The following is a 26,455-nucleotide window of genomic DNA, read 5'->3' as shown; positions in this document are numbered from 1 at the left end:
GGGGACGCGGCAGATGACCGGCAAGCGATGGCGCGAATGGCACTTGGGATGGCGATGGTGACGCTCACCGTCGCGTGACCCCTGTTCCGACCCTTCCCGACATGAGGCCGGCCCTACCGGCCCGATCCTGAAGAGACCTGACATGACCGATCTGACTTTCCTGACGCGGGGGGGCGTGACCGTCTCCCGCCGTTCGCGTTCCGCCGAATACCTGACCTCCTCCGAAGCATTGGCCGAACGGCTCGATTCCCAACGCGGGGTCCTGCTGTCGTCGAATTACGAATATCCCGGCCGCTATACCCGCTGGGAATTCGGATTTGCAGAACCGCCTCTGATGATCGAGGCGCAGGGCCGCGAAATGCGTCTGCGCGCGCTGAACGGCCGCGGAGAGGTGCTGTTGCAGATCATCGCCCCGGCATTGGCCGGGTTGGATGCCGTGGCCCGGATCGACTCGCAGGCGCAGGCCATTGCCCTGACGATCAAGGCCCCCGACCGGGTCTACAACGAAGAGGAACGCTCGCGCGCGCCCTCGGTCTTTTCCATTCTTCGGGCGATCGTGGATCTCTTCTTTTCTGAAGAGGACAGCCAATTGGGCCTGTATGGCGCCTTCGGATATGATCTGGCCTTTCAGTTCGAACCGATCGACCTGAAACTGGACCGTCCCGACGACCAGCGCGACCTGGTACTGTTCCTGGCCGACGAAATCCTGGTCTCGGACCATTATTCCGCCGCCGCGCAGGTGATTTCCTACGAATTCGAAAAGGACGGGCTTTCCACTGCCGGCATCACGGGCGGAACGGAGGCGGCGCCGTTTCAGGCCGGTCCCACGGATGTTCCGCGCGGCGATCACGCGCCCGGCGAATATGCCGAATTGGTGCGCAAGGCCAAGGACAGCTTTCGCCGGGGCGATCTGTTCGAAGTGGTGCCGGGCCAGGTATTCTACGAGCCCTGCCACGACAGCCCCTCGGCCATTTTCAAACGGCTGAAGAAGATCAATCCGGCGCCTTTCGGTTTCATCATGAACCTTGGCGACCAGGAATACCTGGTTGGCGCCAGCCCGGAAATGTTTGTCCGCGTCACTGGCCGCCGGGTGGAAACCTGTCCGATTTCCGGCACCATCAAACGCGGCCGCGATGCGCTGGAGGATAGTGAACAGATCCTGAAATTGCTGCAATCCAAGAAGGATGAAAGCGAATTGACGATGTGTTCCGATGTGGATCGCAATGACAAGAGCCGGGTGTGCGATCCCGGTTCGGTCCGGGTGATCGGCCGGCGGCAGATCGAGATGTATTCCCGTCTGATCCACACCGTCGATCATATCGAGGGACGTCTGCGTGCCGGGATGGATGCCTTTGACGCGTTCCTGTCGCACGCCTGGGCTGTGACCGTCACCGGGGCGCCGAAACTCTGGGCCATGCGGTTCATCGAAAATCACGAGAAATCAACCCGGTTCTGGTATGGTGGGGCCGTGGGGGCCATCGGGTTCGACGGCGACATGAACACCGGCCTGACCTTGCGCACCATTCGGATCAAGAACGGCGTGGCCGAAGTCCGGGCCGGGGCGACCCTGCTGAACGACAGCGATCCCGAGGACGAAGAAGCGGAAACGGAGTTGAAGGCCAGCGCCATGCGCGCGGCCATTCGCGGCGACGTGCGGATGAACGAGGATGGCGGCGATGAATGGCGTTTGCCAAGGGGGCAGGGCCGCCGCATTCTGCTTGTCGATCACGAAGACAGTTTCGTGCATACCCTGGCCAATTATTTCCGCCAGACCGGGGCCGAGGTTCTGACCACCCGCACCCCGGTGGCCGATGCCGTTCTGGACGAATTCGCACCTGACCTGGTGGTATTGTCGCCGGGCCCGGGCAATCCTTCGGATTTCGATTGCAGGGGAACGATCGGCAAGGTTCTCGGGCGGGAATTGCCATTGTTTGGCGTCTGCCTCGGGCTTCAGGCGATCGCCGATTTCCACGGCGCGCAATTGTTGCAGCTGGACGAACCGATGCATGGCAAACCCTCGCGGATTTCCATGGCGCCAGGTTCGCTGGTTTTCGCAGGGCTTGAGGATCCGATTACCATCGGGCGCTACCATTCCCTGCATGCGGATCGCGCGACCTTGCCCGATGATCTGGTGGTCACGGCCAGTACCGAGGACGGCGTGGTGATGGGATTGGAGCATACCAAGTTGCCGATCGCTGCGGTTCAATTCCATCCCGAATCAATAATGTCTCTGGGTCAGGATGCCGGGATGCGGATGATCGAAAACGTGGTCGAGAAGCTTCTCCGCCCACAGAAGTAGCGAATGTTCTCCGGATGACAGACACGTTATTCGGAAAGGCTGTGCCAAATTCCAGAGCGGGCCCGGTTAATGCCGGGCCCGTTTTGTCATGAAATACAGGGGTAAATCGGTTTCGCCGATCTGGATCTTTCCGGGTGTTTCGCCTATCGGAACGTGTCGAATTCACGATGACACAACTTTGCAGTTGAATCCCAGGCGCGTCATCCCACCTTTGGGGCGTGTTGTTGTGTCTGAAATATGGAAAATGAAAATGGTAACCCTTCTGGAAAGGAGTGACATGGCGGATATGGAACTCGACAATATGTCGCTTGCAGAACTCAAGAAGCTGCACGCGCAAGTCGGCACTGCAATCAAGACCTACGAGGATCGCAAGAAGAAGACCGCGCTTGCCGAATTGGAGGTGAAGGCGCAGGAAATGGGCTTCAGCCTGTCGGAACTGACCGGTGCCACCAGCCGCAAGGGCAAGGTGAACCCGCCGAAATACCGCAACCCGCAGGATTCCTCCATGACGTGGAGCGGCCGGGGCCGTCAGCCCGCCTGGATCAAGGAAGCGATCGAACGTGGCGACAATCTGGACGACTACCTGATCGCACGCTGAGGCGCTGCCGACCCAGTGCCCTGCCACTCCTGAACCGCGTCTGCCAACGCCGTGGGGGTGGCAGGAGACCGGCCCGTTTGCGCCGATACGGCCGGCAACGGGCGCCGCCCACGCAGGGCGGAACAGGCGCGAGTGTCAGGCAATGCTCCGGATCGGCCATCCCGTTCCGGACAGGGCCGTTTCCTTCCTGACAGGGCCTGTGGCGCCCGCATCGTCGGGGCGCCGCTTTGAGGGGATCCTCAGCTGCGCCAGCTGAGGAAATGTTTCTCCGCCCGGCCGATGACGAAATTCACCAACAGGCCCAGCATCGACAGCATCGCCACACCGGCGATCAGCTGATCGGTGGACATCAGGTTGCCCGCCAGCAGGACGTAGGCGCCGATGCCGTATTCCGCACCGATCATTTCGGCCGCGACCAGCAGGATGATGGAAATGGAGGCCGAAATCCGCATCCCCGACAGGATCGCGGGCAGGGCGGCGGGCAGCACGATCTTGCGGATGATGTCACTGCGCGACAGGCCGAAACTCTGGCCCATGCGGATCAGGGTCCGGTCCACGCTGTCGATGCCGCCATAGGTGGCGATCACGGTGGGAAAGAAGCTGCCGAACAGGATGGTGGCGACTTTCGATCCCTCGCCGATGCCGAACCAGATGATAAACAACGGCAGCAGCGCGATTTTCGGGATCGGGAAGATGGCAGAGACCAGAGGTGCCAGCCCCGCCCGCGCAAAAGAGCTGAGCCCGATGGCCGTGCCCACGATCAGCCCCAGCGTTGTGCCGGCGGCAAAGCCCAGGACCAGCCGTTGCAGCGATGCCTGGAGGTGCAGCACCAGGTTGCCGGAGCGGGCCAGGTCCATGAACGCCTCCAACGCCTCGGATGGGGCGGGCAGGACCAGCGCGGGGATGATCCCGGCGCGTGCGCCCAGTTCCCAGAAGGTGATCAGCACGACAAAGACCAGCGGCCCGACGAACCGGCGCGGACGCGGGCTGAAGCCGCCACCGCGGAACCGGACGGGACGGGCGGGTCCGCCCTCGGGCGTCGCGGATGTTGGGGATGTGGGGGCGGGATGGGCGGAAATATCGGTCATTTTGGGTTCCCCGGTTGGGCGGGCGCGGCGGGTCAGCCGGCGGCAAGTTCCATATCGGCGGTCTGCGCCTCGTCACGCATCATGTCCCACAGCTGTTGCTGGATCTCCCCGATACGGGGGTCGGACAGGCGGCGTTCGGCGATGGGGATATCGATCTCCACGACCTCCCGGATGCGGCCGGGGCGGCGGGACAGGACGACGACGCGGTGGCCCAGGCGCACGGCCTCCGCCAGGTTGTGGGTGATGTAGCAGGAGGTAAACGGCTCTCGCGTCCACAAGCCGATCAGATCGTCCATCAGCAATTCGCGGGTCTGGCTGTCCAGCGCGGACAGCGGCTCGTCCATCAGCAGGACGGCCGGATTCACGGCCAGGGCGCGGGCAATGGCCACGCGCTGCTTCATCCCGCCCGACAGCTGCTTGGGCACCGCCTTGGCGAAATCGGTCAGCCGGGTGCGGGCCAGCACGTCGGCGATGCGGGCGGCCTTCTCGTCTTTCGACAGGCCGTGCGCCTCCAGCACGAGGGAGACGTTGCCCTCCACGCTGCGCCAGGGCAGCAGGGCGAAGTCCTGGAATACGTAGGTCAGCGGGTTGAGAGAGCCGGCAGGCGGCTCTCCCAGTTGCAGGATCTGGCCGGAGGTCGGCTGTTCCAGCCCCCCCAGCATGCGCAGCAGGGTGGATTTACCGCAGCCGGACGGGCCGATCACGCAGACGATTTCCCCCTGACGGATGGTCAGGTCGATATCGCTCAGCACCTCCAGGTTGTCATAGCGGTGCGAAAGTTTGTCTACGTGCAGGTCCATCCGGCTTCCCCAGTCTGGCGGTCTTTGATCAGAAGGTTTCGACGAAGCTGTCGTCGACCAACTGGTCCACGGTCAGGTCGCTGTCCACCAGGCCTTCGTCCTTGAACCACTGCATCTGCGTGGCGACGTCGGTCTTGTTCAGGGCGGCGCCCTCGTTCAGGTACATCGCGCCACTCTGGATGGAGGGGGCGGCCTTCTCGTAGGGACGGTCGTTGTAGACATATTTGTGGATCATCTTCGTCAACTCTTCCTTTTCGCCCTCGGCACCTTCGCCGGCGAGGAAGACGCGATTCATGTCGGCGATCCCTTTGGAATAGGCGCGAATGAAGCGTTCGACCTTGTCACGCTCGTTCTCGATGTTGTCGACCGAGGTGATCATGGTGGAAATCTGGTATTCCGCGTACTCGTTCAGCCAGCCGATTTCCTTGGCGGAGCCGCCCTCGGCCAGCGCCTTGGCGATATGCGGGACCATGATCATGACGTCAACCTGCCCGGACTGGGTCGCGGCCACCATGGCGCCGACCTTTTGCAGCGGCACCATCTTCATGTCGGACATATCCCAGCCCTGCGCATCGGCGATCAGGTTGGTCATGTAATGAAAGGTCGAACCGACCTGCGTCATGGCAACCGATTTGCCCTTCATCCCGTCGATAGAGGTCAGGCCACCCTCGTAGGCCTGGTTGGAGGCCAGGACCATCATGCCGTCATAGCCCTTTTTCTCGTGCAGGACGCCGGCGACGATGCGCAGGGCGTCCTTCTCGGCGAGGTTCATCAGCCCGCCGGTCACGCCGGTGACGCCGAAATCCACGTCGCCCGATGCGATGGCAACGGCGATCGGCTGCGCAGCCTGGAAGAATTCGAAGCTGACGTCGAGGTCTTCTTCCTCGAAATAGCCCTTCTCGTAGGCGACGAAACCGGCGCCGTGGCTGGTAAAGCGCAGCGCGCCCAGCACAACGGAATCGGCGGCCTGCGCGGCAACACCGCCCATCGTCATCGCGGCACCGGCCAGCAGGCCGAGCCCGGACAGCCAGCGGCGGCGGGTCATGGAATTGGTCATCTTGTCCTCCCTCATAGACAGATCTTGACGGCAATAATGCCCGGGCTACGCGCCCGGTCGCGAACATGGACCAAGTGCGGGGGATAGGAAAGACCGCGATTGCATCACTTTGGCCAATCGGGATAGGGAAAGCCGCGCCGCGCGGACGTTGCGGCAAGGGAAGAGGGGCAGACCATGACAGTGACCGAACAACAGCGCCGCCTGATCGCCGCGGCTGCGGCGGCCGGGCAGGGGTTCGCCCTGTGGCGGGCGGGCGGAGCGAGCGCGTTCACCGCAATCGCCACCACTGGCGCGGCGCGGGTCCGGCCGGTGTTCGGGGGCGCGGGTCCGGGCTTTGCCATCTGTCCCTTCGTGACGGAGGACGGCGCCCAGGCCCAGGTTATCCCCGCCGATCTGCTGGCCGATGCCGGCGGCACCGTCTTTGCCGATGGCCAGGGCGGGACGCGGGACGCGCCGGTCACGCCCGAACAGACCCGACTGGTGGATGCGATGGCCGCCCTGCGGGAGGGCGCGCCGGTGCGTATCGCCGCCACCCGACCCGCGCCCCGTGCCACGGCCCAGGCGGATTACGAGGCTTTGGTGGCCCGCGCGGTTGCCCACATCCAGGGCGGGGCCTGCGAAAAGATCGTGCTGTCGCGCGCCGAGACCCGCGACCTGCCCGCCGATCATGATCTGATCGCCATGGTGGAGACAGCCGCCCGCGCCCACCCCCGCGCCTTCGTCGCGCTGGTCTTCACACCCCAGGCGGGGTGCTGGCTGATCGCCACGCCCGAGATCCTGGTGCAGCAGACAGACGATCAGGTGGTTTCCATGGCGCTGGCCGGCACGCAATGGCCGCAGGAGGGCACGGCGCTGGCCGATGTCACCTGGCCCGAAAAGATCGTGGTGGAACAGGGTCTGGTCAGCGACTACGTGCGCGATGCCTTTGCCGCCGCCGGGATTGCCGGCGTGGCGGAGACGCCGCCGCGCAGTGTGGAGGCCGGGCATCTCGTGCACCTGCGGTCGGATTTCACCGCCCCCCTTGCGGGCAATGATGCGACCGCGCTGAACGATCTGCTGCGCCGGTTGCACCCGACATCGGCCGTCTGCGGCATGCCCAAGGCGCCCGCGATGGATTTCCTGAGGTTCGAGGAAGGATATGACCGGGGCGCCTATACCGGCTACCTCGGACCTGTGGACGTGGCGGGGGAGACGGCGCTCTATGTCAATCTGCGCTCTGCCCTGGTGGGTGGGAACCAGATCCACCTGCATGTGGGCGGCGGCATCGTCGCGGCCTCGGATCCGGCGGTCGAATGGCAGGAAACGGTGGAGAAGACGCGCACCATCGCCGTCGTCCTCTGACCCGCGCGCCGTCGCCGCGCTGCGGTGACTTTCCCTGAAAACGGGTCCAAGGCCCCCGGTGATGCGCGTTTCGCGGGCAAAACCGGGGGAATTTCCTCATTTTTGCCAGTTTCAAAAATTTACCTTTTGATAAAAAAATTTTCTGTGCAACGCTCATGTGACGATTTGTCCAGCCAAGGCGGAGGCCCGCATGAGCAACACGAGTTTTACCCCCGGCATTCAATCCGGCCGCCTGTCGGCCGATACCATCGCGGAGAATTTCGGCGATCTGCATCCGCCGTTGGACCCGCACGAGGCCCACGTGGCCGCCGACCGTTGCTATTTCTGCCATGACGCCCCCTGCATGACGGCCTGCCCGACCTCCATCGACATCCCGCTGTTCATCCGCCAGATCGCCACCGGCACGGCCGAGGCGGCGGCCAGGACAATTCTGGACCAGAACATCCTGGGCGGCATGTGCGCCCGTGTCTGTCCCACCGAAACCTTGTGCGAAGAGGCCTGCGTGCGTGAAAAGGCCGAGGGCAAGCCGGTGGAGATCGGGCGCCTGCAACGCCACGCCACGGACAAGCTAATGGCGCGCAATTCGCATCCGTTCGAACGTGCCGCGCCCACTGGCAAGCGTGTCGCCGTCGTGGGGGCGGGGCCTGCGGGTCTGTCATGTGCGCACCGGCTGGCGATGAAGGGGCATGACGTCACCCTTTACGATGCCAGGCCCAAGCCCGGCGGGCTGAACGAATACGGTATCGCCGCCTACAAGAGCACCGAAGATTTCGCCGCCCGCGAAGCTGAATGGTTGATGGGCATCGGCGGTATCACCCTGGAGACCGGGCAGGCCCTGGGCGCCGGGTTGGAGCTGGACAGGCTGGCGGCGGATCACGACGCGGTCTTCCTGTCCATCGGGCTGGGCGGGGTCAACGCCCTGCGCGCAGAGGGAGAGGACCGGGACGGGGTTGCCGACGCCGTGTCCTTCATCGCGGATCTGCGCCAGGCGACCGATTTGCGTGCGCTGCCCGTGGGCCGCAACGTGGTTGTCATCGGCGGCGGCATGACGGCGGTCGATGCGGCGGTGCAGTCGAAATTGCTGGGGGCGGAAACCGTGACCATCGCCTATCGCCGGGGCGCCCACCGCATGGGCGCCTCGCAGTTCGAACGCGATCTGGCGGCGTCTCGGGGGGTGCGGATCCTGACCAACGTGATGCCCGTGGCCGTGCATGGCAACGGGACCGCCACGGAGATCGAACTGGAATACACCGCCGAAACCGATGGCAAGCTGGTCGGCACCGGAGAAACAATCCGCCTGCCCGCAGACCAGGTGTTCAAGGCCATCGGCCAGACCCTGACCGGCGCGCCGGAGGGGCTGGAGATCGCGGGCGGCAAGATCGCGGTAAACGGTCCGGGCCGGACCTCCCGCCCCGGAATCTGGGCGGGCGGCGATTGCGCCAGTGGCGGCGAGGATCTGACCGTCACGGCCGTGGCCGAGGGTCGCGATGCCGCCGAAGACATCCACACCGCGCTGATGGGCTGAGGCCCGGATCACAGGCATCTCAACAGGAGACACCCAAATGGCTGATCTGACGACGGAATTTCTGGGAATTTCTTCCCCCAACCCGTTCTGGCTGGCCTCGGCCCCGCCAACGGACAAGGAATACAACGTGCGCCGCGCCTTCGAGGCAGGCTGGGGCGGCGTGGTGTGGAAAACCCTCGGCTCCGAAGGACCGCCGGTGGTTAACGTGAATGGCCCCCGCTACGGCGCGATTCTGGGGGCGGACCGCCGTCTGCTGGGCCTGAACAATATCGAGCTGATCACCGATCGCGACCTCTATACCAATCTGGAGGAGATCGCCCGCGTCAAACGCGACTATCCCGACCGCGCGATCATCGTGTCGATCATGGTCCCCTGCGAGGAAGAGGCCTGGAAGGCCATCCTGCCGCTGGTGGAGGAAACCGGCGCCGACGGGATCGAACTGAACTTCGGCTGTCCGCATGGCATGGCCGAACGCGGCATGGGCTCTGCCGTGGGGCAGGTGCCGGAATACATCACCATGGTCGCCGAATGGTGCAAGAAGTACTATTCCAAGCCCGTGATCGTGAAGCTGACGCCCAATATCACCGATATCCGCCACCCCGCCCGCGCCGCCTTTGCCGGGAATGCCGATGCGGTCAGCTTGATCAACACGATCAACTCCATCACCTCGGTCGATCTGGATGCGATGGCGCCGCAACCCACGATTGATGGCAAGGGCACACACGGGGGGTATTGCGGTCCGGCGGTGAAACCCATCGCCCTGAACATGGTCGCCGAGATCGCCCGCGACCCCGAAACCGCCGGCCGACCGATTTCGGCCATCGGCGGCATCACCACCTGGCGCGATGCGGCGGAGTTCATGGTGCTGGGCGCCGGCAATGTGCAGGTCTGTACCGCTGCCATGACCTATGGCTTCAAGGTGGTTCAGGAGATGATCTCCGGCCTGTCGCAATGGATGGACGAAAAAGGATATTCCAGCACTTCGGACTTCATCGGGCAGGCCGTGCCCAATGTGACCGATTGGCAATACCTGAACCTGAACTACGTCACCAAGGCGGAGATTGACCAGGATCTGTGCATCCAGTGCGGCCGGTGCTATGCCGCTTGCGAGGATACTTCCCACCAGGCGATTGCCATGTCCGACGAACGTGTCTTCACGGTCAAGGACGAGGAATGCGTCGCTTGCAACCTTTGCGTGAATGTCTGCCCGGTGGCCGATTGCATCACCATGGTCGAGATGGACAAGGGCCAGACCGATCCGCGCACCGGCACCGTGGTCAGCGATTATTCCAACTGGACCACCCATCCCAACAATCCCGGCGCGGTGACAGCGGCGGAATAGCGCGATCTTGCGCGGCGGCGGGCTTCGTGCCAGACCGCCGCGCATGTCCGATCTGATCATCCTGGAAAACGTGCTGAGCGATCGCGGCTCCCGCTATGCGGTGGCGGGCGGTCCCGCCAGCAGCCGGGCCGAGGCCGACGCCCTGATCAAATCCCTCAAGCGCAAAAAGAAATTCGCCAGGGCCACGCATAATTCATGGGCTTTGCTGCTGCCGGACACGCCGGTCAAATCCGACGACGGAGAGGCCGGCGCCGGCATGGTCATCCTGCGGATGCTGGAGCGCGCCGAGTTGGAAAATCACCTGATCGTGGTCACCCGCTGGTTTGGCGGCACCCATCTGGGCGGCGACCGGTTCCGCCATATCCAGACCGCCACCCGCGCCTATTTCAACCACCTGGAGATCGACCCCGGCCACGGCTGACCGGGCCATGCGGCGCTTCGCATTTCCCGGATATGCCCGCGCCGGAGGCGGGTCATTCGCCGGGACGCAGCAGGCGGGTGAACAGGGTGGTCAGGTAGGTCTCTGCCTCGGGGAAAGGGTCCGCGTCGGGATCGCCCAGCACCGCGCGGACCTGCACGTCGAAATCGGCGTAATGCTGGGTCAGGGCCCAGATGGAAAAGATCAGGTGATGCGGATGCGAGGGCGCCAGTTGCCCGGCGGCCATCCAGCCGGCGATGACGCTTACCTTGTCCTCCACCAGGTCGCGCAGATCGGTGGTCAGCAGGTCCAGTACGTTGGGCGCACCCTGGATGATCTCATGCGCGAACAGGCGGCTTTCGCGCGGGTGGTCGCGGCTCATCTGCAATTTGCGGCGGACATAGGTCAGGATCTCGTCCAGCGGTTCGCCCTCAGGGTCGAGATCGCGCAGCGGATCCAGCCAGGTTTCCATCAGGGAGGACACCAGATGCGCGTGGATCGCCTCCTTTGAGGGGAAATAATACAGCAAATTCGGCTTGGAGAGATCGGCCTCCCGGGCGATCTGGTCCACCGTCGATCCGCGAAACCCATGCGCCGAGAATACCGACAATGCCGCCTCCGAGATGCGGGCAATGTTCTTTTTCTGGATCCGGGTCAGCACGACGGGCTGGTCCAATCTGGTCATGCGTTCGGTTCCGTCTTCGGTCGCGCGGGCGGCAGATCTGTGCAGGTGAATGTTCCCGGTGCCGCCCTCATTGTCCAGCCGTGATGCAATATTCATCACATATGCGGCGCCGCGGCATGGCGGCGGCGGGAATTTCCGATTTTCTTGACTGGTGTTAGCGCTCTGTTAGCGTGGGTTTGACCATGCGGTCAAAATCGCAGCCAACCAGCAGGGAGCCACCGATGCCATCACCCGGAGAGAACCTGAGGATCAACGCCGACCGTCTGTGGGATAGCCTGATGGACATGGCGCAGATCGGCCCCGGTGTGGCAGGGGGCAACAACCGGCAGACCCTGACCGATTCCGATGCCGAGGGTCGCGCCCTGTTCCAGTCCTGGTGCGAGGCGGCAGGCTGCACCATGGGGCTGGACAGCATGGGCAACATGTTCGCCCGGCGCGAGGGCACGGATCCCGACGCGCTGCCGGTCTATGTCGGCTCTCACCTCGATACGCAGCCGACGGGCGGGAAATATGACGGCGTGTTGGGGGTCCTGGGCGGGTTGGAGGTGATCCGCACCCTGAATGACCTGGACATGAAGACCCGTCATCCCATCGTCGTCACCAACTGGACCAACGAGGAGGGCACCCGCTACGCCCCCGCGATGCTGTCCTCCGGCGTGTTCGCCGGGGTCCATTCCGAGGAATGGGCCAAGGACCGCGTGGATGCGGAGGGCAAGCGGTTCGGGGATGAATTGTCGCGGATCGGCTGGGAGGGTGACGAGAAGGTCGGCGCCCGCAAGATGCATGCCTTTTTCGAATTGCACATCGAACAGGGCCCCATCCTGGAGGTCGAAGGCCGCGATATCGGCATCGTCACCCATGGACAGGGCCTTAGCTGGACACAGGTGACGGTCACCGGAAAGGATTCGCATACCGGATCCACGCCGATGCCGATGCGGCGCAACGCCGGGCTGGGTATGGCGAAGATCCTGCAAAAGGTCGACGAAATCGCATGGTCCCACGCGCCCCATGCGGTGGGGGCGGCGGGCCATATCGATGTGCATCCCAATTCGCGCAACGTGATTCCGGGCAAGGTGGTGTTCACCGTCGATTTCCGCTCTCCCGAACTGGAGGTGATCCAGGACATGGAGGCGCGTCTGCGCCACGACGGTCAGGCGATCTGCGACGAAATGGGGCTGGACGTCACCTTCGAGAAGGTCGGCGGCTTTGACCCCGTCGCCTTTGACGCGGGCTGCGTGGGCGCCTTGCGCAACGCCGCCGAGCGGTTGGGCTATTCGCATCAGGATATCATTTCGGGCGCCGGGCACGATGCCTGCTGGATCAATCAGGTGGCGCCGACCGCTATGGTGATGTGCCCCTGTGTCGACGGTTTGTCCCACAACGAGGCCGAAGAGATCACCCGCGACTGGGCCCGCGCCGGTGCTGACGTGCTGCTGCATGCGGTGGTCGAGACGGCCGGGATCGTGGCCTGATCCTTGCCGCGTTTTCCGGTCTTCGGATTCGGCGCCTGCGGGGGTAGGATGTCACCCACGGGACATTTTCCCGGACGGTGTCACGGGCCTGCGCCGGTGGTGCCGTCCAGCCGCCAGAGGAGGGTGGGCAGACATGATTTTGAAACAAGCGATTTTGGCAGCCGCATTGACGGGGCTGGTGGGCGGGTGCAGCCTGTTCCGGGCCAAGCCTGCGGAAAACCTCAGCTTTCGGGCTCCGCCGGCGGAAGCGGTGGACAGCCAGCCGATGAATGCGCCAGGCACCATCATCGAGGATGGCGCCGGCTGCTATCACCAGGCCGACGCGGGCGGCAAGATTCAGCCCCTGACCGGACCAGGCGGGCAGGTCTGCGACTGATCACCGGTCGCGCGCCTCACGGCGCGCCAAACGGATGGCCGCCCGTGCGCGGTCGGGCCCTGCCGGGGCCTGGCCCAGGCCGTGCCCCGGCAGGGCGACAGAATATTCATGCCGCGCGCAGTTTCGACTGCGAAGACGGCAGCAAGCGAACCGAACAGGAGGGTTGAGATGAGCAAGGTGATCAAGGGCGGCACGGTCGTGACCGCCGACCGCCAATGGAAGGCCGATGTCCTGATCGAAGGCGAAACCATCGCCGAGATCGGAGAGAACCTGAAGGGCGACGAGGTGATCGACGCCTCGGACGCCTATGTCATCCCCGGCGGTATCGACCCCCATACCCATCTGGAAATGCCCTTCATGGGCACCACGGCGGCCGAAACTTTCGAAACCGGCACCTGGGCTGCGGCCTGTGGCGGCACCACGATGCTGATCGATTTCTGCCTGCCGGGCGCCGATGGCAGCATCAAGAACGCGATCCAGGAATGGCACCGCAAATCCGCGCCGCAGATCTGTTCCGATATCGGCTACCACATGGCCGTCACCGGCTGGAACGAGAAGATCTTTGACGAGATGAAGGACGCCGTTGATGCCGGCGTGAACTCGTTCAAGCATTTCATGGCCTACAAGGGCGCGCTGATGGTAGAGGATGACGAGATGTTCGCCTCCTTCGCGCGCTGCGGCGAACTGGGTGCTCTGCCCATGGTCCATGCCGAAAACGGCGATCTGGTGGACCTGATGCAGAAGAAATTCCTGGCCGAGGGCAAGACCGGGCCGGAATGGCACGCCCGCTCCCGCCCGCCGGAATTCGAGGGCGAGGCCGCGAACCGCGCCATCACCATCGCCGATGCGGCGGGCGTTCCGCTTTATATCGTGCATGTCAGCTGCGAACAGGCGCATGAGGCCATCCGCCGGGCCCGGCAAAAGGGGATGCGCGTCTATGGAGAGCCGCTGGCGCAATTTCTGTGCCTGGATGCCGATGAATACCTCAGCGAAGATTGGCTGCATTCCGCCCGCCGAGTCATGTCTCCGCCCTTCCGGGGGAAGGAACATCAGGACGGGCTGTGGGCCGGTCTGCAATCGGGATCGCTTCAGGTGGTGGCGACGGACCACGCCGCCTTCAGCTCTGATCAGAAGAAGATGGGACTGGAAGATTTCACCAAGATCCCCAACGGCACCAACGGGTTGGAAGAACGTCTTGGTGTGCTCTGGACGCTTGGCGTGGAAACCGGGCGCCTGACGCCGGAGGAATTTGTCGCCGTGACCTCCTCCAACATTGCCAAGATCCTGAACATGTACCCGCAAAAAGGCGCCATCGTACCCGGCGCGGATGCCGACGTGGTGGTCTGGGATCCCTCGATCAAGAAGACGATCAGCGCGTCCAATCACCATTCCACCCTCGATTACAACGTGTTCGAGGGTTACGAGGTCACCGCCCAGCCGCGCTACACCCTGTCGCGGGGCGAAGTCATCTGGGCCTGGGGGCAGAATTCCCAGCCACAGCCCGGCCGGGGCCGGTTCGTGCCGCGCAAGCCCTTTGCCTCCGCCCACAAGGCGCTGACGAAATGGAAGGCGCTGAATTCGCCGCGTTCGGTGGCGCGCGATCCGTTGAACATTCCGGCGGGGATCTGAGCTTCGTGTCGCAAGTACCTGTTATCCGGGCCGAAGCACTGGACCTGACCTTTCAGACCAATGACGGCCCGGTCCATGCCCTGAAAGGCGTGGACCTGGACATCCACAAGGGCGATTTCGTCTCCTTCATCGGGCCGTCGGGCTGCGGCAAGACGACGTTCCTGCGCTGCATCGCGGCACTGGAAACCCCCACGGGCGGCAATCTCAGCGTCAATGGCATGTCCGCCGAAGAGGCCCGGCGCGCGCGGGCTTATGGCTATGTCTTTCAGGCTGCGGGCCTTTATCCGTGGCGCACGATCGCCGGCAACATCCGCCTGCCACTGGAGATCATGGGCTTCTCCAAGGCAGAGCAGAAGGAGCGGGTGGAAAAGACGCTGGATCTGGTGGATCTGGCCGGGTTCGGCGGGAAATTCCCCTGGCAATTGTCGGGCGGGATGCAGCAACGTGCCTCCATCGCGCGGGCGCTGGCCTTTGACGCCGATATTCTGCTGATGGACGAACCCTTCGGCGCTCTGGACGAGATCGTGCGCGATCACCTGAACGAGGAGCTGCTGAAGCTCTGGGCGCGGACGGGCAAGACGATTGCCTTTGTCACCCATTCGATCCCGGAGGCGGTCTACCTCTCCACCCGGATCGTGGTCATGTCGCCGCGCCCCGGCCGGATCACCGACGTGATCGAAAGCCCGTTGCCGCGCGACCGCCCGCTGGACATCCGCGACACGCCCGAATTCCTTGAAATTGCCCACCGCGTGCGGGAGGGGCTGCGCGCCGGTCATGCCTATGACTGAGATCCGTCGCGCAACACCGGGGGATGCGCCTGCCATGGCGGCGGTGCTGAACAGCTGGATCGACGGGACGGCATGGTTTCCACGCGTTCACGCGCCAGAGGTGCTGGAAGGGTTCATCCAAGAGGCGCTTCCCATCCGCGATATCTGGATCGCGGGGGAGCCGGTCTGCGCCTATCTCTCCCTCAACCCGGAGACGGATCAGGTTGCGGCGCTGTATTCCACACGGACGGGGCAGGGCGTCGGCAAGGCATTGCTGGATCGCGCCAAGCAGGGACGCCGGCGGCTCTGGCTGCATACTCATGTGCCCAACCGGATGGCACAGCGGTTCTACCGCCGCGAAGGGTTTCAGGAAGTCTCGCGCCACATGCCCGAACCGCCGGAGACGATAGAGGAAATACGCATGGAATGGACGCAATGAGAAGGGGCGTGACATGAGGTCGATTTTCCCCGTCCTGACCGTGGTCGCCGCGATCCTGGCCTTCTGGTATGTTGCCTGCGTGCCGATGAACATCCATGCGGCCCTGACCAATGCCGAACGCGGCGGGGCCGTGGTCACGCCAGAAGGCGCGGCCGCGCGGCGCGACATGGGCGCCATGGGGCTGGCCCTGTCCAACACCGCCCAATGGGGCGACACCTGGGCCCAGGCCAAGCCACGCCTGCCCGCGCCGCACCAGGTCGCTGTGGAGCTGTGGGAAACCACGGTGCAGAAAAAGATCACCTCCAAGCGCAGCCTGGTCTTTCACGGCTGGATCACCCTGTCGGCCACGCTGCTGGGCTTTGCCATCGGGTCGGTGGCGGGGATTCTGCTGGCCGTGGGGATCGTGCATTCGCGGGCCATGGACATGAGCGTCATGCCCTGGGCCATCGCCTCGCAGACCATTCCGATCCTGGCGATCGCACCGATGATCATCGTGGTGCTGAATTCCATCGGCATGCAGGGGCTGCTGCCCAAGGCGATCATCTCGGCCTATCTGTCGTTCTTTCCCGTGGTCGTCGGCATGGTCAAGGGGCTGCGCAGCCCCGATCAGATGCAGATCGACCAGATGCGAACCTGGAATGCCAGCCGGGGTCAGACGTTCTGGCGGCTGCGGCTGCCGTCCTCGGTGCCGTTCCTGTTTGCCTCTCTCAAGATCGGGATCGCGGCCTCTCTTGTCGGGGCCATCGTCGGCGAGTTGCCCACCGGTGCGATCCGGGGCCTGGGGGCGCGACTGCTGACCGGCAGCTATTACGGCCAGACGATCCAGATCTGGTCGGCGCTGTTTGCCACCGCGATCCTGGCCGCCGCGCTTGTCGCGATTGTCAGCATGCTGGAGCGGGGCACCCTGTTGCGCATGGGGTTCCGCCGATGAATGCGATTGTCTCTCTTCCCCGGCCGCAGAACGGAAAGGACGTCCCATGGGCCTCGTGATTGCTGCCATCGTGCTCTGGGCGCTGCTCTGGGTGCTGAACGTGCGGCTGGCCAATGGCCCTGCCGCGCATCGCCCGGCCGTGCGCTTGGGGATTCCGGTGATCTTTGGCCTGACCCTGCTGATCATGTGGGAGCTGATCGTGCATGGTCTGGACGTGCCGCAGGTGATCCTGCCTGCGCCCAGTTCCATCGCCGCGCGGATCGCCACCAGCCTGCCGATCCTGTGGCAGGATTTTATCCAGACCTTCGTCAAGGGGGCCCTGTCGGGCTATGTCATCGGCTGCGCGGCGGCCTTTGCCGTGGCGATCATCGCCGATCGCAGCGATTTCCTGCGCCGGGGGCTGTTGCCGGTGGGGTCGTTCATCGCGGCCCTGCCGATCGTCGGCACCGCACCGATCCTGGTGATGTGGTACGGGTTCGACTGGCAATCCAAGGCGGCCGTGGTCGTTGTCATGGTGTTCTTTCCCATGCTGGTGAACATCACCGCCGGGTTGCAGGAAACCACGCAGATGCAGCGCGACCAGATGAAGACCTGGGCGGCGGGTTATTGGTCCGGGCTTTGGAAGATGCGGTTGCCGGCGGCGATGCCGTTCATCTTCAACGGGCTGAAAATTTCATCGACCCTGGCCCTGATCGGCGCCATCGTGGCGGAGTTCTTCGGATCGCCCATTGTCGGGATGGGCTTTCGCATATCAACATCCGTGGGACAGCTGGCCCTCGACATGGTCTGGGCCGAGATCGTCGTCGCCGCCATCTCAGGATCGTTGTTCTACGGGATCGTGGCGCTGATTGAACGGCAGGTCACGTTCTGGCATCCCAGCCAGCGACATTGACGGGACATGAAAATGATAAAGTACCAACAAAACAGGGAGCTATCACAATGAAACACATTCTGACCGGCGCGGCCACCGCGCTTGCCCTCGCCCTGGGCGGTCCGGCCCTGGCCGAAAGCCACGGCGACAACTCGGTGACGCTGCAACTGAAATGGGTCACCCAGGCCCAGTTCGGCGGCTATTACGTGGCCCAGGACAAGGGCTTTTACGAGGAAGAGGGGCTGGATGTCGAAATCCTGCCCGGCGGTCCCGATATTGCGCCCGCACAGGTTCTCGCCGGTGGCGGTGCCGATGTCATCGTGGACTGGTTGCCCTCTGCCCTGTCGGCGCGCGAAAAGGGCCTGCCTCTGGTCAATATCGCGCAGCCGTTCAAGACCTCGGGCCTGATGCTGACCTGCTGGAAAGACAGCGGTATCACCGGGCCGGAAGATTTCCGCGGTCGGACCATCGGCGTCTGGTTCTTCGGCAATGAATATCCGTTCCTCAGCTGGATGAGCCAGGCCGAGATTCCCACCGATGGCGGGGATGATGGTATCACCGTGCTGAAACAGGGGTTCAACGTCGATCCGCTGATCCAGCGGCAGGCGGAATGCATCTCCACCATGACCTATAACGAATTCGGCCAGGTGCTGGACGCGGGCGTGACGGAAGAAGAGCTTTTGACCTTCAAATATGAGGATCAGGGCGTCGCCACGCAGGAAGACGGCCTGTATGTTTTGGAGGAGAACCTCGAAGACGAAGCCTTCCGCGCCAAGATGGTGAAATTCGTCCGGGCCTCCATGAAGGGCTGGAAATATGCCGAGGAAAACCCCGAAGAAGCGGCGGAAATCGTTCTGGATAACGACGAGACCGGCGCCCAGACCGAACATCACCAGATCCGCATGATGAAGGAAGTCGCCAAGCTGACCGCCGGTTCGACCGGTGCGCTGGACGAGGCGGACTACCAGCGGACCGTCGACACGCTGCTGGCCGGCGGCTCGGACCCGGTGATCACCAAGGTGCCCGAAGGGGCCTGGACCTCTGTCATCACGGACGAGGCGCTGAACTGATCCGACTTTTCGGGTAACGACAGGGACAGGCCGGGTTTGCCCGGCCTGTTCGCGTTTCGGGATGGTGCTGGGGATCCGCCTGCGCCTGGACGGCGGGGGGCGGGCCACAGGTAAGCTGGGGAATCAATACCGGCTAGGTGCCGCCATCGCCTCGGCTGCTGTCCCCGTCCGCGCCCTGCCGGGGCAGGGCGGCCATCTCGGCGGCAGAGGGGGCGCGGAACGGATCGACCAGGGTCGGCCAATGGCGGATCCAGCCGGCATGGGCGGGCGCATGTGCCGCTGCCACCAACCCGGCCAGCCCGTCCAGCGGATCTGCCTGACCATCCACCCGGAGCGACAGCGGCGGTGCCTCCCGGTGCAGCACCAGCAGCGCGGCAGAGGCCAGGTCGCCCGCTTCCCCCGCCAGCCCGACCCGCAGCGACGCGACCAGCCGGTCCACCAGCGCGCCCGGCGCCGTGGCAAAGACCTCAAGCACTGCCTCCATCACATGCTCGCCGCGCAGGTCGCAGCCGACCACCAGGGCGTCCGCCCCCTGCCGGTGCCCGCAGGCGCCCGGCGTCAGCGCCCCGGTAAAGGCAGCCGTCCGCCCGCGCTGATCCAGTGCGGCCAGTTGTCGGTGGTCGCGACCGTCATCCGCCGCGCTGACTGCGCCCAGGGCGGAAGTCGCGGTCTCGCCCTCGCGCATCCGTTGTAGCAATGCCTCGCCACACAGGGTGGACGGGATCGCGCCCTGGCTGGCGGAAAGGCCGCAATCGGCCCCGCCGCGCAGGCACCAGCCGCCAGCGAACAGCGCCCGAGAGACCACGGCGCCACCGATCTTCCCGGTCTCCCGCTCCCGGGCCAGCAGGGTCAGGGTCATGGGCGAACCCCGGTGCAGGGGGCGGGCAGGGGGGGCGGCGTGAGGGTGTCGCGGCATGGTCGGAATTGTGTCATCCGGCCAGATTGGGCCATGGCACCGCACGGGGCAAGTCGCAGGCGGCCCGGCCAGCCGCACGGTGCGCGGATCAAACTTCGTCGCGCAGCCCCTGGGCGGCCTGCGGCCCGTCGATCCGCGCCACCCGTTCCACCCAATCCTGGCCGTCCAGCCGCGCGGCGCGGGCGGTGTCGCGCAGCAGATCACGCAATTCGGCCGCGATGCGGGCGGGGACATCGGCCAGAACCTCCCGCCGGGCTATCAGCACGATCCGGCGCGACAGCGGCGCAAAGGGCAGTTCGTGTATATCGAGATCCGGCATCAGCCGCCGCGCCCGCAGCAGCGCCAGCGGTGGCAGGATCGTCCAGCCCGCCCCGCCGGAGACCAGCGCCAGGATGGCGTGGTAGCTGTCCAGCTCATAGCGGTGATCCAGCCGCAAGTTCTGTTGTTCCAGGTGAGTGGCGATCAGGCGGCCCATGTAATGACGGGTGGTGTACTGGATCATCGGCAGCGCCGTAAGCTGCGCCAGAAGATCGGCCTGTGGGTCGATCACCCCGCGCGCGGTGGCCACGACGAAACCTTCGGTCAGGATGGGGTGCGTCTCCGCCCAGTCCGATGTCTCGCCCATGTCTGCGGACAGGATGACATCCAGCGCCTGCGCGTCCAGCTGGTCCAGCAGGTGATGCGAGGCCCCGGTTTCCAGCAGGAACCGGCACCCGGTCAGCGCCTCGGCCAGGCGGGTCAGCAGGGCGGGGGTGACGTCGGCCTCCAGGTCTTCGATCATGCCCAGGCGCAGGGAGGACAGGGTGACCCGCCCGGCCACCGCGATTTCGGCGCGGGCCTGCGCTGCCTCGTTCAGGATGGTCTGAGCGCGCCGGCGAAAGCTCTCTCCTGCGGCGGTCAGCGTCACGGGCCGAGCCGACCGCACAAGCAGCGGCGCGCCGAGCGCGGTTTCCAGGTTGGTGATCTGCTGCGACACGGCAGAGGGGCTGGCCCCCAGGCGCCGCGCTGCCGCCGTGATGGAGCGTTCCTCCACCGTCGCCACGAAGACCTCCATCCCCCAGAGCGTGATACGACCGGGGCTTGCCGTCATCGCTTCAGCCGAGCTTGTTCAGCTTCTGTTGCAGCTCTGCCAACTGCTTCTTGATGGTTTCCAGGTTTTCGCCTTCCTCGGGCGCGGCGGTGGCGTCGTCCTGGCGGGACGGGCCGGTCCAATTGGCGCCGAACCCGCCAGTCATCGCCTTCATGAACGCCTCTTGCTGCGCTTGCATCGCCTCGAACCCGGGCATCTTGGCGATCGGGTTCACGGCGCCCATGTTTTCCATCATCTTGGATTGCCCGTCGCGCAACATCTCGAAAGACGCGGCCAGGAATTGCGGCACCACCGATTGCGCCTGCGTGGTGTAGCTGCGCACCAGGTCGGTCAGCACGCTCAGGGGCAGCACGTTTTCCCCCCGGCTTTCGTGTTCGGCGATGATTTGCAACAGGTATTGCCGGGTCAGGTCGTCGCCGGACTTCAGGTCGACGATTTGCACTTCGCGCCCATCGCGGATGAAACCTGAGATATCTTCAAGCGTCACGTAATCGCTGGTCTCGGTATTATAGAGTCTGCGGGATGCGTACCGCTTGATCAGGAGTGGTTTATCTGTTTCGGCCACGGCTCATCCCTCCTGACAACGACACTGCACCGCAGCGTAGAGCAGCGATTTTGAAAAAGAAAGTGTTGTAACGCTGTCGCGGCGGAAGGGCGTCGCTGGTGCGGAGGGGCCTATCGCCCCGCAAAGGCACGGCTGGAGACCTGAACGGAATTTCCCGCCGGATCCCTGGCATTGGCAAAAACGTAGCCATCGGCCTGGTGTAACGCGCCGAACCGAAGTCCGTTGTCGTGGCAGGCGGCACAGAAGGCCGGCACATCGGCCACGTCGAACACCAGTTTCACCAGTGCCTGCCCCTCCTTCTGTCGGGCGGAGGCAGGGTGCAGCAGCAGCGCGGCGCCGCCGCGTGTCGGGGTCAGTTCAACAATCCGGTCACCCTCGGTGCCGGTCACCGTATAGGCGAAATGCCGGGCGTAGAATGCCGCCATCTCGGGAATTTTCCGGGTGTAGATGATGATGCGCCCCAGGGGTGCCGCCATGGCCGTGACCTCCGTAGACCTGCCTCCCCAAGCCATAGCAGATCGGGTGGCCCGTTGTCCGCGCCGTCCGATGGCGGCGCGACATGACATCGCCGCCGCAGGTCCCTGCGGAGGCGGTCCGGGTGCGGTTCGCGTGGCAGGATGGTGCGCCCGGTCGTCGGACATGACGAAGGGGCTTGTCCAACGGACAGGCCCCTTCGACGTCGCGCACCCCTCAAGAGGGAGGGAGGAGAAGGACGCGCGAGGGAGTGGCGCTTACTTCGCGGCCGCGGTTTTCTTGGCGGCCGCGGTGGCGTCCTTGGTGGCCTTCTGAACGGCGACCGAGGCGTCTTCGGACATGTCCTTGCCGGCGGCCATCATCAGTTCGACGGTTTCGGTCTGAACTTTCTTGGCGATCTCTGCGAAGGCGGCCATGTGCTCTGCCGACATTTCGGCATAGGAGGACGCGAAATCGGTCATCGCCTTGGCGTAGTCGGTCGGCTCCGTACGGGCTTTGGACAGGTCGGTCATCTTGGACAGCGTGTCCTTGGCCCACTTGCTGGACAGGTCGGTCGACTGCTCGGCGGCGTCCAGCGCCACGGCGGAGAGTTTCTCGCCCAGGTCGGCCTGGGTCTTGAACGCGCCCTGCATGGCCGAGGTATCGACCGGGAATGCGCCCATCATGTCTTTCATCATCGCGGTGAAATCAGTTGCTTTAGCCATTGATCTAATCCTCTCTCTGGCAAGGCGGCGCCGATGTCTGATCCATCCGGCCCCGTATGTGTTTCGCTGAGAGGAATATGTATGCTGCACCGCAGAAAATCAAGTCATTTTTGCTGCGATGCAGAATATTCAGCGTTTTCCACGCCATGGCACCGGGATCATCCGGCGAGAGGTGCCGCCACGTAAGTGCCGGGGGCCGGGCCAAGAGCCGGATGGGTCGAATCGCCGGGCACGCGGGCGGGCACCATCTTGCCCGATCTGCTGGCCAGCCATTCCCCCCAACGCGGCCACCAGGAGCCGGGAGTGAACTCCGCCGCCGCCAGCCACGCATCCGCCGAGAGAGAGAAATCGTCATGGGTGTAATGCCCGTATTTCTTCTTTGACGGTGGATTGACGATCCCGGCGATATGGCCGCTTTCGGAGACGATGAAGGTCTTGTTCTTCGATCCGGCCTTGCGGAACCCGGCATAGGCGGCTTTCCACGCTGCGATGTGATCGGTCTGGCAGGTGATGGAACAGATCGGCAGCGTCACGTCACGGGCATGCAGAACCTCCCCCAGAAGCGGCAGGCCATCGGTGGCAAACAGGTTCTTCTGGCACAGGTTGCGCAGGTATTGTACCGCCATCCGGCCGGGCAGATTGGTGCCGTCACCGTTCCAGTACAGCAGATCGAAGGCCGGCGGCGCCTCGCCCAGCATGTAGGAGCGTATGGCCGGCCCGTAGACCAGATCGTTCGACCGCAAGAAGGAGAAGGTGCGCGCCATGATCGCACTTTTCAGGATGCCGTCCTGTTCCACCTGCGCGGTGATCGCGTCGATGAAATCGTCCTGAAGAAAGGGGGTGAAATCGCCCTGGTCGCCGAAATCGGTCAGGGTGGTAAAGAAGGTGGCGGATTTCACCGACCTGTCCTTGCGCTTTTTCAGCAGGGCCAGCGCCAGGTTCAGCGTGGTGCCGCCGATGCAATAGCCGATGCAGTTCACCTGTTTTTGCGCGGTGATCGCCTTGGCCTCGTTGATCGCGGCCAGGAACCCGTCTTCGATGTAATCTTCCAGCCCGACATCGCGGTAGGCGGCATCGGGATTGACCCAGGACACGACGAACAGGGTGAACCCCTGTTCCGTCACCCATTTCACGAATGAATTCTGTGCCTTCAGGTCGAGAATGTAGAACTTGTTGATCCAGGGTGGAAAGATGATCAGGGGGGTGGCATGCACCTTCTCGGTCCGGGGAGCGTATTGGATCAATTCGATCATGCGGTTGCGAAACACGACCTGGCCGTCGCTGGTGGCGATATTCTCCCCCAGGGTAAAGGCGCTGTCGTCGGACAGGCGCACCAGCAATTCGCCGTTGTTGTGTTCCAGGTCCATCACCAGGTTTTCCAGCCCGCGCACCAGGCTGTCGCCCTCGGTCGCGACGGCGCGTTCCAGGGCGTCGGGGTTGGTGGCCAGAAAATTGGTTGGCGCCATCATGTCCACGATCTGGGCCGAGAAGTAGCGCAGGCGCCGTTTCTCCGTCTCGGTCAGATCCTCGGCATCGTCGACCGCATCGGTGATCGCGCGGGCGTTCAGCATGTATTGCTGCTTGATGAAGTTGAAATAGGGATGGGTTTGCCACAGCGGATTGCGGAACCTCGGGTCGGGCGGTGTGTCATCGGGCGGCGCCGTCAAGCTGCCGGAGGCCAGCGCCTGCTGGGCCTCCATGAAGTGCTTCACCGACTTGCCCCAATATTCGACCTGGTGTTCGAAGATGCGCGCCGGGTTCTGCATCATCTCCGTCCAATATGCGCCCGCCGCGCGGGTGAAGACTTCGGGAGAGGGGGCATCAAGGCCGGGATGGGTCGCCGGTTTCTGCTGGATTGCAGCGACCAGCCGTTGCGTCAGCGCCTCCACCCGCGCAAGATTCTCTTGCAGTCTTTCAAGGTGTTCGCCGTCGGTGTTAACCTTCGAACCGCTGTTGTCAGTTGTCATGTTGACGATTCCCCCCTAGATTGCTGCTGTGCAGCATGCGCATGGATCGCGTTTCTCCTGAGGATAGGGCGATACGATCCCGGATCACGCGCCCGCAAAGGAGACGACGATGCGCCTTATGGCAAGCTACGACTTCATGGAGACGGTGCGCAACACCAACGAATGGTTGGGCGCCTCCGCACGGGCCTTTGCCTCCTATCCGGGCTTTGCGCTGATGGCGAACCCCGCCTTGCAGATGACCGCCGCCTGGGGCGAGGTCACGGAACGCGCATATTCGCGGATGATCGCCAAGCCGGACTGGGGCATCCACTCCGTCACCTGCGCCGATGGCCGTGATCACCTTGTTTCGGTCGAGAAACTGGTGAGCCGCCCGTTCGGCGACCTGATCCATTTCGAGGTCCAGGGCCGCGACCCGCAGCCCCGCCGCGTCTTGCTGGTGGCGCCGATGTCTGGCCATTACGCCACGCTGTTGCGGTCGACGGTGGTGTCGCTGCTGCCCGATTGCGAAGTCTACATCACCGATTGGCATAACGCGCGCGACATCCCGGTCAGCGAGGGCAAGTTCGATATCGAGGACTACACCCTCTACCTTGTCGATTTCATGAAGGAACTGGGCCCGGACATCAACGTCATCGCCGTCTGCCAGCCCGCCCCCCTGACCCTGGCCGCCACCGCCTATCTGGCGGAAATCGATCCCAAGGCGCAGCCGCAGACCCTGACCCTGATCGGTGGCCCCATCGACCCCGACGCCACCCCGACGGAGGTCACCGATTTCGGCAACCGCGTCACCATGGGCGTGCTGGAGGAGATGATGATCCAGCGCGTCGGCATGAAGCACAAGGGCATCGGCCGCCGCGTCTATCCCGGCCTGCTGCAATTGACGTCCTTCATCGCGATGAACGCCGACCGCCACGCGGCGGCATTTCAGGACCAGATCTTCCGCGTCGCGCGGGGGGAGGCGGGCGACCGCGACCCGCACAACCGGTTCTACGACGAATACCTGGCCGTGATGGACATGACGGCGGAATTCTACCTGACCACGGTGGAACGGATCTTCAAGAATTCCGAAATCGCTTCCAACTCCTTTACCGTGAACGGGCATCCGGTGGATATCGGTGCCATCACCGACGTTGCGGTGAAAACGGTCGAAGGGGAGAAGGACGACATCTCTGCCCCTGGCCAATGCGTTGCCGCGCTGGACCTGTGCACCGGGCTGGACGACGCGATGAAGGCCAGCCACCTGGAACCCGGCGCGGGCCATTACGGCATCTTCGCCGGCTCGTCCTGGCGAAACAACATTCGGCCATTGGTGCTGGAATTCATCGATCAGAACGCCGGGCGCACCCGCAAGGCCAAAGCCGCTGCCAAGCCCCAGGCCGCGCGACGTGGCGCCAAGCCTGCGTTGAAGGCGGTTCCCTGATCCGGAACTCCGCCGGTCCGGTCGCCCGAAGCGGCGCCTGCTCTTCCCGCTAGATCAACAGCCCTGCCGCGCCTTCGTGGCGCAGCAGAGCGACCTTGGTCTCTACCCCGCCTTCTCCAGAGAAGCCGCCAAGGCCGGTGGCGCCCAGAACCCTGTGGCAGGGGATGATCACCGGCATCGGGTTGCCCCCGCAGGCCTGCCCGATGGCTTGGGCCGGCACGCCCAGGGCGCGTGAGATGGCGCCATAGGTCGTCGTCTCGCCAAAGGGGATGGCGCGCATCGCGGCGCAGACGCGTTTTTGCAGGTCCGATCCCCGAACCTCCAGCGGCAGGTCGAAAGCGTGTCGGGTGCCGGCGAAATAGGCATCCAGCTGGATACGGGCCTGATCGAGCAGATCGGCCCCTTCCGTCACTGGCTGGGGGCGCCATGTTACCCGGGTGATCACCTCGCCCTCGGCGGTGACATAAAGCGGCCCGGTGGGCGTGGGGATGCAGGTGGTGGCCATGGCGCCACGATGCGCCGGGGGTGGCGCGCTGGCAAGGGCGACGGGTTGAGCGCCCGCGGAAGGCCGTCGAAGGGGAAGGGGGACGCTGTCCCCCTCTTGAACTGCG

General features: G+C 64.2%; 26 protein-coding genes. 15 read left to right on the top strand and 11 right to left on the bottom strand.

What is annotated here, in order from left to right; translation table 11 throughout:
- Window positions 1-142: 142 nt before the first annotated feature.
- Both G5A46_RS00730 and G5A46_RS00725 read left to right on the top strand, forming a co-directional pair.
- Entirely contained in the window at window positions 143-2,299 is a 2,157-nt protein-coding gene (locus G5A46_RS00730; protein WP_163846378.1) for an anthranilate synthase, read from the top strand.
- 250 nt (window positions 2,300-2,549) lie between these two features.
- Complete coding sequence (locus G5A46_RS00725) at window positions 2,550-2,897, top strand: H-NS histone family protein (protein ID WP_239520548.1); 348 nt, start codon at window positions 2,550-2,552, stop codon at window positions 2,895-2,897.
- Between the two features lie 239 nt (window positions 2,898-3,136).
- On the opposite strand, the gene G5A46_RS00720 is transcribed toward G5A46_RS00725, so the two are convergent.
- From G5A46_RS00720 to G5A46_RS00710, 3 genes are read right to left on the bottom strand one after another with little or no spacing between them, the layout of a single operon-like run.
- Window positions 3,137-3,985: an ABC transporter permease gene (locus G5A46_RS00720; protein ID WP_163846376.1), complete on the bottom strand. Its 849-nt coding sequence runs from the start codon at window positions 3,983-3,985 to the stop codon at window positions 3,137-3,139.
- A gap of 32 nt (window positions 3,986-4,017) precedes the next feature.
- Window positions 4,018-4,785, bottom strand: coding sequence for an ABC transporter ATP-binding protein (locus tag G5A46_RS00715; protein WP_163846374.1), 768 nt, complete (start codon window positions 4,783-4,785; stop codon window positions 4,018-4,020).
- A 28-nt stretch (window positions 4,786-4,813) separates the two neighbouring features.
- Window positions 4,814-5,842, bottom strand: coding sequence for an ABC transporter substrate-binding protein (locus G5A46_RS00710; protein ID WP_239520546.1), 1,029 nt, complete (start codon window positions 5,840-5,842; stop codon window positions 4,814-4,816).
- Between the two features lie 174 nt (window positions 5,843-6,016).
- Here G5A46_RS00710 and G5A46_RS00705 point away from each other — a divergent pair, with 174 nt between their 5' ends.
- The 4 genes from G5A46_RS00705 to G5A46_RS00690 all read left to right on the top strand — a co-directional run bounded on the left by G5A46_RS00705 (window position 6,017) and on the right by G5A46_RS00690 (window position 10,471).
- Complete coding sequence (locus G5A46_RS00705) at window positions 6,017-7,183, top strand: isochorismate synthase (protein ID WP_163846372.1); 1,167 nt, start codon at window positions 6,017-6,019, stop codon at window positions 7,181-7,183.
- A gap of 190 nt (window positions 7,184-7,373) precedes the next feature.
- Window positions 7,374-8,708 (top strand): NAD(P)-dependent oxidoreductase, encoded by a 1,335-nt coding sequence (locus G5A46_RS00700; protein WP_163846370.1) that lies wholly within the window; start codon window positions 7,374-7,376, stop codon window positions 8,706-8,708.
- Between the two features lie 37 nt (window positions 8,709-8,745).
- The gene (preA, locus tag G5A46_RS00695; RefSeq protein ID WP_163846368.1) at window positions 8,746-10,050 is read left to right on the top strand and encodes an NAD-dependent dihydropyrimidine dehydrogenase subunit PreA; all 1,305 of its coding nucleotides are present in this window, start codon (window positions 8,746-8,748) and stop codon (window positions 10,048-10,050) included.
- Window positions 10,051-10,093: 43 nt separating this feature from the next.
- On the top strand, window positions 10,094-10,471 hold the full coding sequence (locus G5A46_RS00690) for a YigZ family protein (RefSeq protein WP_420821340.1): 378 nt from the start codon (window positions 10,094-10,096) through the stop codon (window positions 10,469-10,471).
- Window positions 10,472-10,523: 52 nt separating this feature from the next.
- Here the strand turns inward: G5A46_RS00690 and G5A46_RS00685 are convergent, their stop codons facing one another.
- Complete coding sequence (locus G5A46_RS00685; protein ID WP_163846366.1) at window positions 10,524-11,153, bottom strand: TetR family transcriptional regulator C-terminal domain-containing protein; 630 nt, start codon at window positions 11,151-11,153, stop codon at window positions 10,524-10,526.
- Between the two features lie 221 nt (window positions 11,154-11,374).
- On the opposite strand from G5A46_RS00685, the gene G5A46_RS00680 reads away from it, so the two are divergent.
- The 8 genes from G5A46_RS00680 (at window position 11,375) to G5A46_RS00645 (ending at window position 18,708) form a co-directional block, all read left to right on the top strand.
- Entirely contained in the window at window positions 11,375-12,625 is a 1,251-nt protein-coding gene (locus G5A46_RS00680; RefSeq protein WP_163846364.1) for a Zn-dependent hydrolase, read from the top strand.
- Window positions 12,626-12,758: 133 nt separating this feature from the next.
- Window positions 12,759-13,001, top strand: coding sequence for a hypothetical protein (locus G5A46_RS00675; protein WP_163846362.1), 243 nt, complete (start codon window positions 12,759-12,761; stop codon window positions 12,999-13,001).
- A gap of 168 nt (window positions 13,002-13,169) precedes the next feature.
- Window positions 13,170-14,630, top strand: coding sequence for a dihydropyrimidinase (gene hydA / locus G5A46_RS00670; RefSeq protein ID WP_163846360.1), 1,461 nt, complete (start codon window positions 13,170-13,172; stop codon window positions 14,628-14,630).
- Window positions 14,564-15,418: an ABC transporter ATP-binding protein gene (locus tag G5A46_RS00665; protein ID WP_163846357.1), complete on the top strand. Its 855-nt coding sequence runs from the start codon at window positions 14,564-14,566 to the stop codon at window positions 15,416-15,418. The genes hydA and G5A46_RS00665 overlap by 67 nt, the downstream gene beginning before the upstream one ends.
- Window positions 15,411-15,836, top strand: a complete 426-nt coding sequence (locus G5A46_RS00660) for a GNAT family N-acetyltransferase (protein WP_163846354.1) — start codon at window positions 15,411-15,413, stop codon at window positions 15,834-15,836. The genes G5A46_RS00665 and G5A46_RS00660 overlap by 8 nt, the downstream gene beginning before the upstream one ends.
- Before the next feature lie 13 nt (window positions 15,837-15,849).
- Window positions 15,850-16,767 (top strand): ABC transporter permease, encoded by a 918-nt coding sequence (locus G5A46_RS00655; RefSeq protein WP_163846352.1) that lies wholly within the window; start codon window positions 15,850-15,852, stop codon window positions 16,765-16,767.
- Window positions 16,768-16,813: 46 nt separating this feature from the next.
- Window positions 16,814-17,659: an ABC transporter permease gene (locus G5A46_RS00650; protein ID WP_163846350.1), complete on the top strand. Its 846-nt coding sequence runs from the start codon at window positions 16,814-16,816 to the stop codon at window positions 17,657-17,659.
- A 47-nt stretch (window positions 17,660-17,706) separates the two neighbouring features.
- Window positions 17,707-18,708 carry an ABC transporter substrate-binding protein gene (locus G5A46_RS00645; protein ID WP_163846348.1) on the top strand — a complete coding sequence of 334 codons (1,002 nt, stop codon included), beginning with the start codon at window positions 17,707-17,709 and terminating at the stop codon, window positions 18,706-18,708.
- Window positions 18,709-18,841: 133 nt separating this feature from the next.
- On the opposite strand, the gene G5A46_RS00640 is transcribed toward G5A46_RS00645, so the two are convergent.
- The 6 genes from G5A46_RS00640 to phaC all read right to left on the bottom strand — a co-directional run bounded on the left by G5A46_RS00640 (window position 18,842) and on the right by phaC (window position 24,424).
- Window positions 18,842-19,567 (bottom strand): DUF1028 domain-containing protein, encoded by a 726-nt coding sequence (locus G5A46_RS00640; RefSeq protein ID WP_163846347.1) that lies wholly within the window; start codon window positions 19,565-19,567, stop codon window positions 18,842-18,844.
- Window positions 19,568-19,712: 145 nt separating this feature from the next.
- Entirely contained in the window at window positions 19,713-20,714 is a 1,002-nt protein-coding gene (locus tag G5A46_RS00635) for a LysR family transcriptional regulator (RefSeq protein ID WP_163846345.1), read from the bottom strand.
- A gap of 4 nt (window positions 20,715-20,718) precedes the next feature.
- Window positions 20,719-21,279 carry a polyhydroxyalkanoate synthesis repressor PhaR gene (phaR, locus tag G5A46_RS00630; RefSeq protein WP_163846343.1) on the bottom strand — a complete coding sequence of 187 codons (561 nt, stop codon included), beginning with the start codon at window positions 21,277-21,279 and terminating at the stop codon, window positions 20,719-20,721.
- Between the two features lie 110 nt (window positions 21,280-21,389).
- Window positions 21,390-21,755 (bottom strand): VOC family protein, encoded by a 366-nt coding sequence (locus G5A46_RS00625; RefSeq protein ID WP_204318666.1) that lies wholly within the window; start codon window positions 21,753-21,755, stop codon window positions 21,390-21,392.
- A gap of 255 nt (window positions 21,756-22,010) precedes the next feature.
- Window positions 22,011-22,457 (bottom strand): phasin family protein, encoded by a 447-nt coding sequence (locus G5A46_RS00620; RefSeq protein ID WP_163846341.1) that lies wholly within the window; start codon window positions 22,455-22,457, stop codon window positions 22,011-22,013.
- Between the two features lie 158 nt (window positions 22,458-22,615).
- Window positions 22,616-24,424 (bottom strand): class I poly(R)-hydroxyalkanoic acid synthase, encoded by a 1,809-nt coding sequence (gene phaC / locus G5A46_RS00615; RefSeq protein ID WP_163846339.1) that lies wholly within the window; start codon window positions 24,422-24,424, stop codon window positions 22,616-22,618.
- A gap of 109 nt (window positions 24,425-24,533) precedes the next feature.
- On the opposite strand from phaC, the gene phaZ reads away from it, so the two are divergent.
- Window positions 24,534-25,844, top strand: coding sequence for a polyhydroxyalkanoate depolymerase (gene phaZ / locus G5A46_RS00610; RefSeq protein ID WP_163846337.1), 1,311 nt, complete (start codon window positions 24,534-24,536; stop codon window positions 25,842-25,844).
- Between the two features lie 49 nt (window positions 25,845-25,893).
- Here phaZ and G5A46_RS00605 read toward each other — a convergent pair whose 3' ends face one another.
- The gene (locus G5A46_RS00605) at window positions 25,894-26,349 is read right to left on the bottom strand and encodes a methylated-DNA--[protein]-cysteine S-methyltransferase (RefSeq protein ID WP_163846335.1); all 456 of its coding nucleotides are present in this window, start codon (window positions 26,347-26,349) and stop codon (window positions 25,894-25,896) included.
- Window positions 26,350-26,455 lie beyond the last annotated feature (106 nt).

It is taken from the genome of Pseudooceanicola aestuarii, assembly GCF_010614805.1.
GTDB lineage: Bacteria > Pseudomonadota > Alphaproteobacteria > Rhodobacterales > Rhodobacteraceae > Pseudooceanicola > Pseudooceanicola aestuarii.
This window is presented reverse-complemented; position numbering and strand designations above follow the sequence as displayed.